Source organism: Rhodococcus sp. LMD (genome assembly GCF_056108245.1).
In genome coordinates, this window is sequence record NZ_CM148557.1 from 726,848 (window position 1) to 740,460 (window position 13,613).

Below are 13,613 nucleotides of genomic sequence, written 5' to 3' on the forward strand. Positions count from 1 at the left end.
CCCCCCGTCTGCGCTCGCGGCGCACCCCTCGGCTCGCAGGCCCGCTGCTCACGCGGTGGGCCATGCCGACCGGCGCCGCCCCCGCGGGGTGACGAGCCCTTGCAGGCGAGTGCGGTGGGGCCTCGTGGTCCGGCGACGTCGGGCACCGGGCGGCCGGGTGTGTTCCCGGTCGTGAGCGGCGGGACAGGGTTGGGTGTGGTTACCCTCGACTGATGGCTGCATTCCCGGAGTCCACGGTGAGCACGAACTCGGCGGTGGCCGGCTTCGAAAGCACTTTTGCCGACGAGCTGGGTGCTCTGGCCGTGCCGTGGCAGGGTGTTCATGTTCCCGACCCGAAGTTGCTGGCGCTCAACGAGCGGCTCGCGGTGTCGCTGGGATGGGACGTGGAGGTGCTGCGGAGCGAGGCCGGGGTCGGGGTGTTGTCCGGATCGACGGCGCCGGCCGGGGCCACGCCGGTGGCGATGGCGTATGCGGGCCATCAGTTCGGTGGGTACGCGCCGCTGCTCGGGGACGGCCGGGCGTTGCTGCTCGGCGAAGTGGTGGGCAGTGACGGTCGGCGGGTGGATCTGCACCTGAAGGGCTCGGGGCCCACGCCGTTCTCTCGGGGCGGTGACGGCTACGCGGTCCTCGGCCCGATGCTGCGCGAGTACCTGGTCAGCGAGGCCATACACGCTCTCGGTATTCCCACGACGCGCGCGCTGTCGGTGGTCGCGACGGGCCGCCGCGTACGCCGGGACGGCGCACAGCCCGGTGCGGTGCTCGCCCGGGTCGCGGCCAGTCACCTGCGGGTCGGGACCTTCGAATTCGCGGCCCGACAGGAGGGAGTCCTGCAGCGGCTGGCCGACTACGCGATCGCCCGCCACTACCCGGAGGTGGCCGAGCTGCCGGCCACGGGGGAGGGCAGTCGCTACCTGGCATTCTTCGAGGCGGTGGTCGAGGCACAGGCAGCACTGGTGGCGCAGTGGACGCTCACCGGCTTCGTGCACGGGGTGATGAACACCGACAACACGACCATTTCGGGACAGACCATCGACTACGGTCCGTGCGCCTTCCTCGATGCGTTCGACCCCGCGGCGGTGTTCAGTTCGATCGATCACAGCGGCCGCTACGCGTTCGGCAACCAGCCGGCTGTCCTGAAATGGAATCTGGCGCGCTTCGCGGAAACACTGCTGCCGCTGATCGACACGACGCCGGAGAACGCGATCGGCGCGGTATCGGCAGTCCTCGACACCTTCGAGGAGCGGTACGAGGGCCACTACGCGGCCGGGATGGCGGCCAAACTCGGGGCGGCGGGCACACTCCTCGACCGTGCGCTCGTCGACGACCTGCTGAGGCTGATGGCCGGGCACGGCGCCGACTGGACGGGCAGCTTCCGTGCGCTCGCGGAAGAACTGCGGGGACATTCGACGCCGTTGCATGCCCTGATTCCCCGCGAGCGTATGGGGCCCTGGGTGCAGCGCTGGCGCGGCGCACTGACCGCACAGGGGCGCGAGGCGGTGGCGACCGCGGACGCGATGGACCGGGTGAACCCGCTGTACATCCCGCGCAATCATCAGCTCGATGCCGCGTTGCGGGCCGCGACCGACGGAGAGTTCGCCCCGTTCGAGAAGCTGCTCGACGTCGTCACGCATCCGTTCGATCGTCGCGACGAATGGTCCGACTACACCACCCCTGCCCCGCCGTCGTTCAGCGCAACCTTCCGAACCTTCTGCGGCACCTGACGCCCGAGTGCACGCCGCCGGGTACGACTGTGTTCGTCCCCGGGGGGGGGGCTACGTCGTCGGTGATGCGCCGAGGGGAACGACGGCGGCAGACCCGGCGGAGGCACCGCCGAGCACACGGACCCAGGTGGGGCGGGTTCAGCCGTCCCTCCCGGCGCCGCGGTCGGGGGCGCTCATGTCCCCGGTGCCGGGTATGCCGTCGGCGAGCGCGTAGCGCAGGTACACGGTGCCCGTCGGGCCGGCTACCGGCGGTGCGAGGAGAGTGAGGTTGGTGGGCACCGCGCCGGCGTCGAACACCTTCTTCCCGACGCCGAGCACGATCGGGTGCACCCACAGGTCGAGCCGGTCGAAGAGTTTCTCGCGCAGCAGGGTCTGGACCAGGTCCAGGCTCCCGACGACCTTGATGTGCTCGTGCCGGTCCCGGATCTCGCGCACCGCACCGGCCAGATCGGGGCCGAGCTGTGTGGATCCGGACCAGGAGAGGTCGGGCCGGCCGCGGGAGGCCACGTACTTCGGGACGCTGTTGAACAGTGTGGCGATGTCGTGGTCCTCGCCGCTGTGCTGGTGCGGCCAGTAGGCGGCGAAGATGTCGTAGGTCCGGCGGCCGAGCAGCAGGGCGTCGGTGCCGTCGTAGGCGGCCCCGATCTGCGCGCCGGTGACCTCGTCGAGCAGGGGCGCCTGCCACCCGCCGAACGGGAATCCTTCCGGGTCTTCGTCGGGGCCGCCGGGTGCCTGTCCGACGAGGTCGAGGGTGGTGAACAGTTCGATGTCGATCAGGCCCATGGCTCGGCTCCCGGTGAAGTGGTGTGTCTCCGTCGCAAAGGTAGACCCGTGGGAGGCGGCGGACTCATCGCTGTGACGGCATCTGACTTCATGCTCTTCGACCGACCTCGCGGTGCATCGGTCCCGGCCGGTCCTGCGGTGGCGTCCGTGCGGTGCCCGGCAGTCCGGGCTCGAGGGGCGGTGCACATCTCTCCCTCGCCTCGATCGATCGCGCAGGTCGTACCGGAGAACGGCCGCTCGTGCGGTACCGAGTTTCGTGCGATGCGAGCGGTATTGCGGCACTCGCGGAAGACGATGACGGTGTCGCGTTCTGAAATGGTGGACGATCTGGCTGATTCGTCGAAAGAGGTGCCGCAACAAGCAAGAGCGATGCCGAGGACGCTACGAGGAAATTCGACGATCACGCTCTCGGCGCGACCGAGGCCGGATTCTCGCCGACGCGCTGGTGGCCGGTCCGGCGGTCGAGGGGGCGGAGTTGTGGAACAGTTGCACGCCCGGTAGGCGGCGTCCGTGACGGAATGTCTCACCTGCACACGAAAAGCTATGTTGCTCAACTGTTTTTGTCTGGCAGCACACAGCGTTGCAGTTGTCGGAACAGCTCCGGTGCTCGATTCCGCTCGTCGATCCGGGTATCGGCTGAGTGCGCCGACGCTCCGGCGGTGACGGTCGCCCGGAATGAAGGCGCTCAGACTTCGACGGCGGTGCCGCAGATGCCACATTGCTCCAGCTGCCGGCGCTTCCATCGCGCGACCGGGACGAAGAACAACGTGAACTGGTTGAATTCGCGGATCCGTGCCCACTGTGTGGTGTTGTGGCAGTTCGGGCACGTTCGGGTCTGCCCGGAGCCGAGATGTTGCCGCTTGGTGCTGAAGCCGAAGAGGAGGAACACGACGCCAGCATAGTGCGGCGTGGCGCTGTCAGTCCGGAATCGTGATCCGGCCGTCGAGTACGGCCTGCTCGATGCTGGCGCGCAGCTGCGGGCAGCCGTCGCGCAGGGCGCCCGGGACCTCGGAGCCCCGGAAATTCGGGCACACCGCCGCGGGGTCCTCGCGCCATTGCACGGTCGTGTGGTCGAAGCTGTTCTTGCGCACCAGGACACAGGTGCCGCACTCGCGGCACTGCACCTCGTGCAGGCCCGAATCGAGATAGTTGATCTTGTCGATGGCGGTCTGGGCGCGGACCGCTTCGACCCGGGCGGGCTGGCCGGCGAAGTCCGGGGCCTTCGCCCAGCTGCGCGCCCGGGTCGAGGGATCCATCGTCAGACCTCCGCTTCCTGCTTGCCCTGGTCGGCCTTCTGCCGCGCGAGGTTCTCGGCGACCTCCGCCTGCCATGCCTCGTTGGCCTTGGTGGTGTCGACCTCGTACTCGAAGCGCTGCGTCATCTTCTCGGTGACGTCGGCGACGTCGACGTAGAACTGCTCGTACCAGCGTCGCAGCTGGTAGACCGGGCCGTCCTCCTCGCACAGCAACGGATTCTCGATCTTGGTCTTGTTCTTCCAGATCTCGACGTCCTGCAGGAAGCCCTCGCCGATGCCTTCGGTCAGCTTCGCGGCCAGCTTGTTCGACGCCTCCTCGGGCATGCCCGTCGGCTTCTTGACGATGATGCCGTACTGCAGCACGAACGAGTCGTGTGTGACGGGGTAGTGGCAGTTGATCAGCACCGACTCGACCTCGTAGCCGCCGTAGCTGTTGGTCAGCGGATTGATCATGTAGGACGGGCCGTAGTACGCGGCGAACGACTTCAGCAGCGACTCCATGCCGTACTGGGTGGACATGCCCTTGTCGGGACGGCCCCGGGTGTTGAGGTACTGCGCGGCGACGTGCCCCTCGAAGACGTTCTTGAAGTACGTCGGGAAGGCGTAGTGGATGTAGTAGAAGTGCGCCATGTCCACGACGTTGTCGATGATCTCCCGGCAGTTGGCGCCCTCGATGAGGATCGAGTTCCAGGTCCAGTCGGTCCATTCGTCCGACCCGTACTGCTCGATGTCCGGGATCGTGACCTCCGGCGGCGGGTTGTTGCCTTCGGGGTCGTTCCAGACGAAGAGCTGACCGTTCTTCTCCATCGCGAGCCAGGCGCGGGTGCGGGCGAGCGGTGGCACACGGCGGGCGTAGGGGATGTCGGTGCACTTGCCGTTTCCTCCCCATCGCCAGTCGTGGAAGGGGCAGGCGACGGAGTCGCCCTTGACCTCGCCCTGGGACAGGTCGCCGCCCATGTGGCGGCAGTAGGCGTCGAGGATCTTCAGGTCGCCCGCGCTGTCGGCCCAGACCACGAGTTTGGTTCCGAAGGCCTCGACTGCGTGCGGCTTGCCGTCCTTGAACGTCCGGGCCAGCCCGAGGCAGTGCCACCCCCGCGCGAACCGCGTGCGGACCTCTCCGACGTCGATCTCGCGAACCTGTGCCATCGTCCCCTCACTTTCCTTCGGATGCTTGGTAGAACACGTTATAGAATTTTGGCGCGTACCGGAAGCGTTCGAGGACTTTCGTCCCACGGAAAGCCCGTCGACCTGGGACGCGGTTCCGGTCTCGACACAAATGGGAACGTGTTCTAGTCTCGAATCAAGCGATCAATTCCGGAACAGACGGGAGCGTCCAGTGGGCGACCACGAGAGCCACGAGGTGCTGCAGCGGATCGACGCGCTGCTGCCCGCCCTGCGGGAACGTGCACAGGAGACCGAAGACCTTCGCCGCATCCCCGACGACTCGATCAAGGCGCTGCAGGAGACCGGCTTCTTCCGACTGCTCCAACCGAGCCAGTGGGGCGGGTACGAAGCCGATCCGGTCACCTTCTACACGGCGGTCCGCAACATCGCCGCCGCGTGCGGCTCCACCGGCTGGGTCTCCGGCATCATCGGTGTCCACAACTGGCATCTGGCGCTGTTCGCGCAGCAGGCCCAGGAAGACGTGTGGGGCGAGGACACCGATGTCCGCATCTCCTCGTCCTACGCCCCCATGGGCGCCGGCGAGGTCGTCGACGGCGGATACAAGGTCAACGGTGCGTGGGCCTGGTCCTCCGGGTGCGACCACGCCACCTGGGTCGTCGTGGGCGGCCCGGTGATCAAGGACGGCCGCCCCGTCGACTTCGGCAGCTTCCTGATCCCGCGCGCGGACTACGCGATCGACGACGTCTGGAACGTCGTCGGGCTCCGGGGTACCGGATCGAACACCGTGGTGGTGCAGGACGTGTTCGTGCCGCGGCACCGCTTCCTCAGCTTCCGCGCCATGAGCGAGCTCACCGCGCCGGGGCTCGAGCGCAACACCGCACCCGTCTACAAGATGCCTTGGGGCACCATCCATCCCACGACGATCTCGACGCCGATCGTCGGCATGGCCTTCGGCGCGTACCGGGCCCACGTCGACCATCAGGGTAAGCGGGTTCGTGCCGCGTACGCGGGGGAGAAGGCCAAGGACGATCCGTTCTCCAAGGTCCGGATCGCGGAGGCGTCCAGCGACATCGACGCCGCGTGGCGTCAGCTGTCGGGCAACGTCGCCGAGGAGTACGCGCACCTCGTCGCCGGCGAGGAGGTCCCGATGGACCTGCGGTTGCGTGCCCGTCGCGACCAGGTCCGGGCGACGGGCCGCGCCATCGCCTCCATCGACCTGCTGTTCGAGAACTCCGGCGCCACCGCCCTCGCCAACGGCACGCCGATCCAGCGGTTCTGGCGCGACGCCCACGCCGGGCGGGTCCACGCCGCCAACGACGCCGAACGCGCCTACGTGATGTTCGGCGCCGGCGAGTTCGGCCTGCCGATCACCGACACGATGGTGTAGGGGATATCGAATTGACTGCGACGGAAGAGATCACCTACGAGTCCACGTCCCGGTTCGCGCAGGTGCGGGACGACCTGCGGTTGCACTACCACGAGGCGGGGGTCGGCAACGACACCACGATCGTCCTGCTGCACGGCGGCGGGCCGGGCGCCTCCGGCTGGTCCAACTTCGCCCGCAACATCCCCGTGCTGGCCGAGCATTTCCACGTCCTGTGTGTCGACCAGCCCGGCTACGGCAGGTCCGACAAGCCCACCGAACACCCGCAGTACTTCGTGCACAGCGCCACCGCGCTGAAGGACCTGCTCGACCACCTCGGGCTCGAGGGGCGCGTGCACCTGCTCGGCAACTCGCTCGGCGGCGGCGCCGCAGTGCGATTCGCGCTGGACTTCCCGGACCGCGCCGGACGGCTCGTGCTCATGGGGCCGGGCGGATTGAGCGTCAACCTCTTCGCCCCCGACCCCACCGAGGGCGTGAAGAACCTCGGCCGGTTCGCGGCGCCGCCGGAGGGCCCCACCCGGGAGAAGCTCGAGGCGTTCCTCCGGGTGATGGTCTACGACCAGTCGCTGATCACCGACGAGCTGGTCGACGAACGGTTCGCCGCCGCGAGCACCTCGGAATCCCTCGCTGCCGCACGCGCGATGGGGAAGTCGTTCTCCGGTCCGGACTTCGAGCTCGGCATGCTCTGGCGCGACGCCTACAAGCTCCGGCAGCGGGTGCTGCTGATCTGGGGGCGCGAGGACCGGGTCAACCCGCTCGACGGCGCGCTCGTCGCGCTCAAGATGATCCCGCGGGCGCAACTGCACGTCTTCGGTGGCTGCGGACACTGGGCTCAGCTCGAGAAGTTCGACGAGTTCAACCGCCTGACAACGGACTTCCTGACGGACAGGAGCAACTGACATGGGTATCCGATCCCTCGCCTACCTGCGCATCGGCGCCACCGACATGGACGCCTGGCGGGAATACGGTCTGAAGGTGCTCGGCATGGTCGAGGGCAAGGGCGTCGATCCCGCGGCGCTCTACCTCCGGATGGACGATTTCCCGGCCCGGCTGGTCATCGAGCCGCACGAGAGCGACCGGCTGCTCGTCTCCGGCTGGGAGACCGCGAACGCCGCCGAGCTGCAGGAGGTGCGTGACAACCTCGCGGCCGCCGAAGTGCCGTTCAAGGAGGGCACGGCCGAGCAACTCGCCGACCGCCGGGTCGACGAACTCATCGTGTTCCAGGACCCGTCCGGCAATACTCTCGAGGCGTTCCACGGGGTCGCGCTCGAGCACCGCCGCGTCGTGAGTCCGTACGGGCACCGGTTCGTCACCGGAGAGCAGGGACTCGGGCACGTCGTCCTGTCCACCCGCGACGACGAGGAGGCGCTGCACTTCTACCGCGACGTCCTCGGCTTCCGGTTGCGGGACTCGATGCGCATGCCGCCGCAGATGGTGGGCCGCCCGGCCGACGGGAAACCGGCCTGGCTCCGCTTCTTCGGATGCAATCCCCGGCACCACAGCCTGGCGTTCCTTCCGATGCCCACGCCGAGTGGCATCGTGCACCTGATGATCGAGGTGGAGAATTCCGACGACGTCGGGCTGTGCCTGGACCGGGCCCTGCGCCGCAAGGTCAAGATGTCGGCGACGCTGGGCCGGCACGTCAACGATCTGATGCTCTCGTTCTACATGAAGACCCCCGGCGGTTTCGACGTCGAGTTCGGCTGCGAGGGAAGGCAGGTCGAGGACCGGGAGTGGATCGCCCGCGAGTCCACAGCCGTCAGCCTGTGGGGCCACGACTTCAGCGTAGGCTTGCAGCCATGACCGGACCCGGCGACGTCACGATCGACCCTCGCACCTTCCGCACCGTGCTCGGCCAGTTCTGTACGGGTGTCACGATCATCACCACAGTCGACGCCGGCGAGCCGGTGGGATTCGCCTGCCAGTCGTTCGCGGCGCTGTCGCTGGACCCGCCCCTGGTGCTGTTCTGCCCGACGAAAATGTCGCGGTCGTGGACCGCCATCGAACGCTCCGGGCGCTTCTGCGTCAACGTGCTCGCGGAGGAACAGCGGGACACATGCGCGCGGTTCGGATCCCGCGAGCCGGACAAGTTCGCCGGTGTCGAGTGGCGTCCGTCGCCGCTCGGCTCGCCCATCCTCGCCGGCTCCCTCGCCCACATCGACTGCACGGTGGAGACCGTGCACGACGGGGGCGACCACTGGGTGGTGTTCGGCCGGGTGTCGTCGCTGAGCGAGGTGCGGGACGAGAAGGAACGGCCGCTGCTGTTCTATCGAGGCCAGTACACCGGGATCGAGCCGGACAAGACGGTGCCGGCCCCCTGGCGGGACGACCTCGAGGCGTTTCTCACGAGCACCTCCGAGGACACCTGGCTCTAGGGGCCGGCTCCGGCAGGCATCGGTCCGTCACTGGCCGGGTTGCGGCACCTCGATGCTGTCGGGCAGCTGGTCGCGGGCCCGATCGAGCTGCTGCTCGAGCTGCTCGACCATGCGGTCGTTGTTGAGCACCGTGACGACGCCCGCGACGTACGCGATGGACAGCACGAGCGAGACGACGCTCAGGACGATGCCCGCGATGGCAACGCCCCGTCCGGTCACGCCGAGGCGCCGGGCGGCGCGTAGGCCGACGATACCGAGCACGATGCCGATGATGGACAGCACGAGGCCCACCGGCGACAGGACGAGCGAGAGCACGCACACGAGTGCGGCCGTGCCGACCGCGAGTGCGAGTGCGGCAGCGACGCTCGTCTTGGCGGGCTTCGTCGTCACCCGCTCCTCGAAGGGGGCGGCGGTGGTGGTGGTGACGCGGTCGTCCGCCACTACACGGTCGCGGTCGGAAACGCGGTCGCGGTTGGGAATCGGGTCTCTGCCGGCGGCGCTGGCCCCGGCGGGTTCGCGTTCGATCATCGTCGGTCCTCCTGGTCGGGATGCTGGCCGGGATGCTGGCCGGGGGCGCCCTCGTCGACGTAGTACTCGGTGGTCACGACCCGCTTGTGGAGCCGCGGACCGGGCGAGGGCGTGCCGTGCTGCTGTGGCGTGCCGTGCTGTGGCGTGCCCTGCTGCGGTGTCCCGCCGGTGCCGCCGCCGTGCGACGGTGCCGACGGCGGCGCCGAGGTCGCGACACCCGGCGCACCGGTGGACGGTGTCCGATCGGCGTCGCGCAGTCGGTCGGTGTCGGGTGTCCGGCCGGTGTCGCGACCGGTGTCGGGTGTCCGGTCGCTATCCGGCGCGCGTCCGGTGTCGGTATCGGTATCCGCCCTGTCGTAGTACCGATAGAGCTGCGTCTCCTCCTCGGGGGTGAGACGGCCGTCCTCGTCGATGTTCGGGGCGCCGGTCACCGTGTCCTTGTCGAACGGCAGACGGACGTCCTTACCGTCCAACTCGGCGACGTCGATCGGCACGAAGTGCCGACGGGTGCCGAACAGGCCGGTGACGACGGTGATCCACGCAGGGTTGCCGGTCCGGTTGTCGAGATAGACCTCGCCGACCTTGCCGAGCTTGTCGCCGCCGGGACCGTGGACGGTGGCGCCGACGAGCGCATCGATGTCGCTGTTGTTGATCATGGTGACCTCACCGATCGATTGTGTCTTCGACTCGGTGGGTGCCCACTGCGGCGCGCGCCGAAACCCGGCGGTCGGGTCAGATCGGTTCGGCGTCTCCGAACGTCATCTGCAGACGGGAGATCGACGACGTGAGCAGCGCGCGCCGGGGCAGACCCAGGGTGCGCAGTTCACCGGCGATGGGGTGGGTGCCCAGCCGCAGGTCGGCGCCGCCGATGCGGCTGCGCACGCCGGCGGGATGCATCGCCCATCCGGTGCGCCGGGTGACGCCGCCCAGATGCGAGTAGGCCGTGACGGAGGCGGCCGCGCCCCGGCCGGGAACCGCGAAACCCGGCCGGACCGACAGTTCCGCGATCAGCTGCCCGTCGCTGCGCACCGACGCGCGCTTGACGTCGCCGGTGTGGTCGGCGTCGAAGTCGGCGAGAGTCTTGGGGAATCCCCAGATCCCGCGTCCCGCCGCCAGGGTGAACTCGCCGTCCACCGGGAGCCGGTGGATGAGGGCACCCGCGCCGCCGCGGACGAGTTCCCGCAGATCCCGCAGCGCGGTGCCGCCGCGCCGGCGGTGGTCGCGAACGAGGAAGCACACGCCGAACTCGTTGTAGGGTCCGAGATCACCGTCGACGTAGTCCACGAACACCAGGATGCAGACTCCGCGACCCGGGCGGGGGTGCAGCAGTTCGAGTCCAGAGTGGTCGATCAGCGCCTGAGCCGGCGCGGCGGGCACCGAGTACATCGCCGTGAATGCCGTCGCGGTCCGGACTCGCACCGGCATCTCGATCGCGGTGCCCGAGATCATGTGTGTCGTCACGCCCTGCCCCTTCTGCGCGGACCGATCGCGCACCCGGCGGTGGCCGGCCGGGTTGCGGATGAGAACGTGTTCTACTATTCGTGGTCCGTGCTGGGAGCGCAAGAGTGGTCGGCGAATGCGTCCGAAGAGCGGGCAGCAGAGCGGGCAGCCGCGCCGGATGGGCGCGGCCGCCCGTGCAGGGTGGGTCCGTCAGCTCGGTGCGCCGAGGTTCATCTCGTCCGGGTGCATGCCGACACGCGTGCCGTCGTCGAGGGTCGCGATCTCGCTCAGATCGAGGTCGTCGAGCTCGAAGTCGAACACGTCGATGTTCTGCGTGATCCGCTCGTCGTGGACGGACTTCGGAATGACGATCAACCCGTTCTGCAGGTGCCAGCGAATCAGCACCTGGGCAGCCGACTTGCTGTGCCGGTCCGCGATGCGAGTGATGATCGGATCCACCAGGAGCGTGTTCGGCTTGGACTCGCGGCCCCAGCCCGAGTTGCTGGTACCGCCCAGCGGGCTCCACGATTCGACGGCGATCCCGTGGTCGGCCGCGAAGGCGCGGATCTCCTGCTGGGGAAGGTGCGGGTGCAGCTCCACCTGGTCGACGGCGGGCAGCATGCCGCCGCGATGGACGAGCAGCTGCAGGTGGTGCGGCTCGAAGTTGCACACGCCGATCGCCTTGGCCCGTCCGGACTCGGCGATCTTCTCGAGCGCGTCCCACGTGCGCAGCAGCCGGTCGTCGTCCTGCAGCGGCCAGTGGATCAGGTACAGGTCGACGTAGTCGGTGCCGAGGCGGCGCAGACTCTCGTCGAACGCCTTCGACGCCCGATCGTAGCCCTGGTCGGAGTTCCACAACTTCGTGGTGAGAAAGACGTCCTCCCGCGGGACGGACGCCGACGCGATCCCGCGTCCGACACCCTCCTCGTTGCCGTACGCGGCGGCGGTGTCGATGTGCCGGTAGCCCGCCTCGTCGAGGGCGTAGCGCACGGCGTGTTCGGTCTGCTCGTCGGTGGCCTGCCAGACTCCCAGGCCGAGCTGCGGGATGGTGGTACCGGAATTCAGCGTGATGACGGGAGTGCTCATCGTCCCAGGCTAACGAGTCCGAAGGTGTCCTGCCGCGCTCGAGTCCGTCGCTCACTCGCCCAGCGGGATACTGCGGAATCGTGGTTCGGTGCCCCGTCGGGAAACGCCACCGGACGAGCACGCTCGAAGTCCGATCGCCGCTCCAGCGGGGCCAGGAGGTGCGATCACGCGAGCAGTCTTCCTGCGCCGAGACCGCCCCCCGCGTCTCGGTCAGGCGAGGGGTTCGATCTCACTGGGTCGCCAGGTCCGATCGAACCATGCCTGGAGTGGTCCGTAGAGGCGCAGGAGCAGGAACCAGGACTTGTCCGGGACCGTCTGGATCCAGTTCGACTCCCGGCCCGCCGGTGATGCGGGTCCGAAGTAGACGTCCACGGAGCAGTCTTCGTCGGCTGCGACCGTCCCGGTGTTGCTGTTGAGTGACGGGTACGGGTTGTCGGTCTGCAGCAGGGAGCGGGACTGGCAGTCGTAGACGCACAGCGACCAGAAGTCCTTGGCGGGAATGCCTGCGGGCAGGTGCACCCGGTAGGTGCGGCCCCCGTCCAGCCACTGTCCCTCGGAGTCCTCGGCGGTGTAGGCGTACTGCGAGCCCACTCCCACCGTCGGCGTCGCCATCGCCGGCGTGACGACGGTGGCGACGTAGTGGAACAGCGTACGGGCATCCAGGAGACGAACACCGTCGTGCAGGAACTCGGAGCTTCCGCCCACGAAGGCCGTCTTCCACGACGACACGTCCCGGCCGTAGATGTAGGACTGCGGGTCACGTGGCCGGTACGCGAGAGTGCGCGCAATCGCCGCACCGATCGGCGCCGCCTGAGACAGGATTGCGCGCATCCGCTGATCGGGAGCGAACGGCCGGCCCTTGACGATGCCGATCGCCGCCAGCTGACCGGCAAGCTCGGGATCGAGTGCGTCGACCGGTTCTTCCTGGACGATCTGGTCGACCTCTTCGTAGAACGAGAAGTCGTTCGAGTGGACGGTGTTGTACGGCACGCCGTCTGCTTTCACGAACCGCATCTCCGGCGGGTCACCGGCCTGGTCGAGCGGATAGATACGGGTCTGCTCGATGACATCGAGCCCGCCGAGGTTGCGGGCGAACAGGAAGTTGGTGAACGTGCGCGAGCGGAAGGTGAAGTAGCCCTCGGGGACCTCGCCCTCGTAGCCCGGCGGCAGGAACAGGTACTTCCCGCCCTGCCCCCTGTCGGGCCCGGCATTGCCCAGGTCGGCCACGTACCGGAACCAGAAGTCGTCGACCACGTCGAGTGACATCGGCGGGCACTCGACCACCGTCGGCCCGTCGGCCCGCAGGTCGAGCAAGGTGAACCCATAGGTCGTCTCGGTGTTGGCTGTCAGGAGGTAGGGCACCGAATCCATGCGCGCGCACACGGCCATGTCCCGCGACGTGTGGATTCCCAGCGACGGGAACGCGGCACGTGCGGCCGCGAGCGACGCGCCGGGAACCGCGTTCAGGAACACGTCGACGCCGCGCAGCAGGTCGAGGCGATCCCAGCACAACGCCATCGTGTCCAGGTCCGGGACACCGTCGTCGAATCGGAATGTCCCCAGGTCCGTCTCGACGACATCGGGGATCCCCACCGCGCGGCGGGCCTCGTCAGAGCTCCCGCCGGAAGACCGAGCCGGCATGACCCCTCCTTCCCCGGCCGGCGCTCGGGAGCGGGACGCCATGGTGCGCGACGTCTGTCGAGGGTCACCCGAGGAACAGGCCGGGCAGTTGGCAGCTGCTGCGTCCTCTCTGAAGATAAGGGCACCGCACTCGATCCGGCAAGGTTGCTTGCCCGGGCCCGGGGCGGGGAGGCGTGGGTACCGAACCGAGCGGACGATGTGCATGTCCCGCTGCTACGGACCGGGCAGACGGTGTACGGACGGTGCCGCCGCCGGCAACGGTGGCGGCACCCGGA

14 protein-coding genes are annotated in these 13,613 nt (G+C 68.6%); 5 read left to right on the forward strand and 9 right to left on the reverse strand.

The window, feature by feature from the left end; translation table 11 throughout:
- The first annotated feature begins 212 nt into the window (after positions 1-212).
- Positions 213-1,721: a protein adenylyltransferase SelO gene (locus ACWPQI_RS03350; protein WP_017680961.1), complete on the forward strand. Its 1,509-nt coding sequence runs from the start codon at positions 213-215 to the stop codon at positions 1,719-1,721.
- Positions 1,722-1,859: 138 nt separating this feature from the next.
- Here the strand turns inward: ACWPQI_RS03350 and ACWPQI_RS03355 are convergent, their stop codons facing one another.
- The 4 genes from ACWPQI_RS03355 to ACWPQI_RS03370 form a co-directional block, all read right to left on the reverse strand.
- The gene (locus ACWPQI_RS03355; RefSeq protein ID WP_010594504.1) at positions 1,860-2,504 is read right to left on the reverse strand and encodes a dihydrofolate reductase family protein; all 645 of its coding nucleotides are present in this window, start codon (positions 2,502-2,504) and stop codon (positions 1,860-1,862) included.
- A 685-nt stretch (positions 2,505-3,189) separates the two neighbouring features.
- Entirely contained in the window at positions 3,190-3,393 is a 204-nt protein-coding gene (locus ACWPQI_RS03360) for a zinc-ribbon domain-containing protein (RefSeq protein WP_010594503.1), read from the reverse strand.
- A 28-nt stretch (positions 3,394-3,421) separates the two neighbouring features.
- On the reverse strand, positions 3,422-3,760 hold the full coding sequence (locus ACWPQI_RS03365; RefSeq protein ID WP_010594502.1) for a hypothetical protein: 339 nt from the start codon (positions 3,758-3,760) through the stop codon (positions 3,422-3,424).
- 2 nt (positions 3,761-3,762) lie between these two features.
- Entirely contained in the window at positions 3,763-4,905 is a 1,143-nt protein-coding gene (locus tag ACWPQI_RS03370) for a 3-ketosteroid-9-alpha-monooxygenase, oxygenase component (RefSeq protein WP_040273845.1), read from the reverse strand.
- 190 nt (positions 4,906-5,095) lie between these two features.
- On the opposite strand from ACWPQI_RS03370, the gene hsaA reads away from it, so the two are divergent.
- Genes hsaA through hsaB form a run of 4 tightly spaced genes read left to right on the forward strand, consistent with a single transcriptional unit; the run spans position 5,096 to position 8,643 of the window.
- Positions 5,096-6,271 carry a 3-hydroxy-9,10-secoandrosta-1,3,5(10)-triene-9,17-dione monooxygenase oxygenase subunit gene (hsaA, locus tag ACWPQI_RS03375; protein ID WP_010594500.1) on the forward strand — a complete coding sequence of 392 codons (1,176 nt, stop codon included), beginning with the start codon at positions 5,096-5,098 and terminating at the stop codon, positions 6,269-6,271.
- Positions 6,272-6,282: 11 nt separating this feature from the next.
- Positions 6,283-7,167, forward strand: a complete 885-nt coding sequence (hsaD, locus tag ACWPQI_RS03380) for a 4,5:9,10-diseco-3-hydroxy-5,9,17-trioxoandrosta-1(10),2-diene-4-oate hydrolase (RefSeq protein ID WP_010594499.1) — start codon at positions 6,283-6,285, stop codon at positions 7,165-7,167.
- A 1-nt stretch (position 7,168) separates the two neighbouring features.
- Positions 7,169-8,071 carry an iron-dependent extradiol dioxygenase HsaC gene (hsaC, locus tag ACWPQI_RS03385; protein WP_010594498.1) on the forward strand — a complete coding sequence of 301 codons (903 nt, stop codon included), beginning with the start codon at positions 7,169-7,171 and terminating at the stop codon, positions 8,069-8,071.
- Positions 8,068-8,643 (forward strand): 3-hydroxy-9,10-secoandrosta-1,3,5(10)-triene-9,17-dione monooxygenase reductase subunit, encoded by a 576-nt coding sequence (gene hsaB / locus ACWPQI_RS03390; protein ID WP_010594497.1) that lies wholly within the window; start codon positions 8,068-8,070, stop codon positions 8,641-8,643. Before hsaC ends, hsaB begins: the two co-directional genes overlap by 4 nt.
- 27 nt (positions 8,644-8,670) lie before the next feature.
- Here hsaB and ACWPQI_RS03395 read toward each other — a convergent pair whose 3' ends face one another.
- The 5 genes from ACWPQI_RS03395 to ACWPQI_RS03415 form a co-directional block, all read right to left on the reverse strand.
- On the reverse strand, positions 8,671-9,171 hold the full coding sequence (locus ACWPQI_RS03395; RefSeq protein ID WP_010594496.1) for a DUF4190 domain-containing protein: 501 nt from the start codon (positions 9,169-9,171) through the stop codon (positions 8,671-8,673).
- Positions 9,168-9,827, reverse strand: coding sequence for a PRC-barrel domain-containing protein (locus ACWPQI_RS03400; protein WP_010594495.1), 660 nt, complete (start codon positions 9,825-9,827; stop codon positions 9,168-9,170). Before ACWPQI_RS03400 ends, ACWPQI_RS03395 begins: the two co-directional genes overlap by 4 nt.
- Positions 9,828-9,903: 76 nt before the next feature.
- Entirely contained in the window at positions 9,904-10,620 is a 717-nt protein-coding gene (locus ACWPQI_RS03405; protein ID WP_010594494.1) for an acetoacetate decarboxylase family protein, read from the reverse strand.
- 201 nt (positions 10,621-10,821) lie between these two features.
- Complete coding sequence (locus ACWPQI_RS03410) at positions 10,822-11,697, reverse strand: aldo/keto reductase (protein WP_010594493.1); 876 nt, start codon at positions 11,695-11,697, stop codon at positions 10,822-10,824.
- Positions 11,698-11,907: 210 nt separating this feature from the next.
- Positions 11,908-13,338, reverse strand: coding sequence for a DUF1254 domain-containing protein (locus ACWPQI_RS03415; RefSeq protein ID WP_225222882.1), 1,431 nt, complete (start codon positions 13,336-13,338; stop codon positions 11,908-11,910).
- Between the last annotated feature and the right edge of the window lie 275 nt (positions 13,339-13,613).

Excerpts from the sequence above, each read along its gene's own strand:
- hsaB (WP_010594497.1), top strand. The coding sequence starts at position 8,068 with ATGACCGGACCCGGCGACGTCACGATCGACCCTCGCACCTTCCGCACC.
- ACWPQI_RS03350 (WP_017680961.1), top strand. The coding sequence starts at position 213 with ATGGCTGCATTCCCGGAGTCCACGGTGAGCACGAACTCGGCGGTGGCC.
- ACWPQI_RS03365 (WP_010594502.1), bottom strand. The coding sequence starts at position 3,760 with ATGGATCCCTCGACCCGGGCGCGCAGCTGGGCGAAGGCCCCGGACTTC.
- ACWPQI_RS03400 (WP_010594495.1), bottom strand. The coding sequence starts at position 9,827 with ATGATCAACAACAGCGACATCGATGCGCTCGTCGGCGCCACCGTCCAC.
- hsaC (WP_010594498.1), top strand. The coding sequence starts at position 7,169 with ATGGGTATCCGATCCCTCGCCTACCTGCGCATCGGCGCCACCGACATG.
- ACWPQI_RS03370 (WP_040273845.1), bottom strand. The coding sequence starts at position 4,905 with ATGGCACAGGTTCGCGAGATCGACGTCGGAGAGGTCCGCACGCGGTTC.
- ACWPQI_RS03415 (WP_225222882.1), bottom strand. The coding sequence starts at position 13,338 with ATGCCGGCTCGGTCTTCCGGCGGGAGCTCTGACGAGGCCCGCCGCGCG.
- ACWPQI_RS03410 (WP_010594493.1), bottom strand. The coding sequence starts at position 11,697 with ATGAGCACTCCCGTCATCACGCTGAATTCCGGTACCACCATCCCGCAG.
- ACWPQI_RS03355 (WP_010594504.1), bottom strand. The coding sequence starts at position 2,504 with ATGGGCCTGATCGACATCGAACTGTTCACCACCCTCGACCTCGTCGGA.
- ACWPQI_RS03405 (WP_010594494.1), bottom strand. The coding sequence starts at position 10,620 with ATGATCTCGGGCACCGCGATCGAGATGCCGGTGCGAGTCCGGACCGCG.
- ACWPQI_RS03395 (WP_010594496.1), bottom strand. The coding sequence starts at position 9,171 with ATGATCGAACGCGAACCCGCCGGGGCCAGCGCCGCCGGCAGAGACCCG.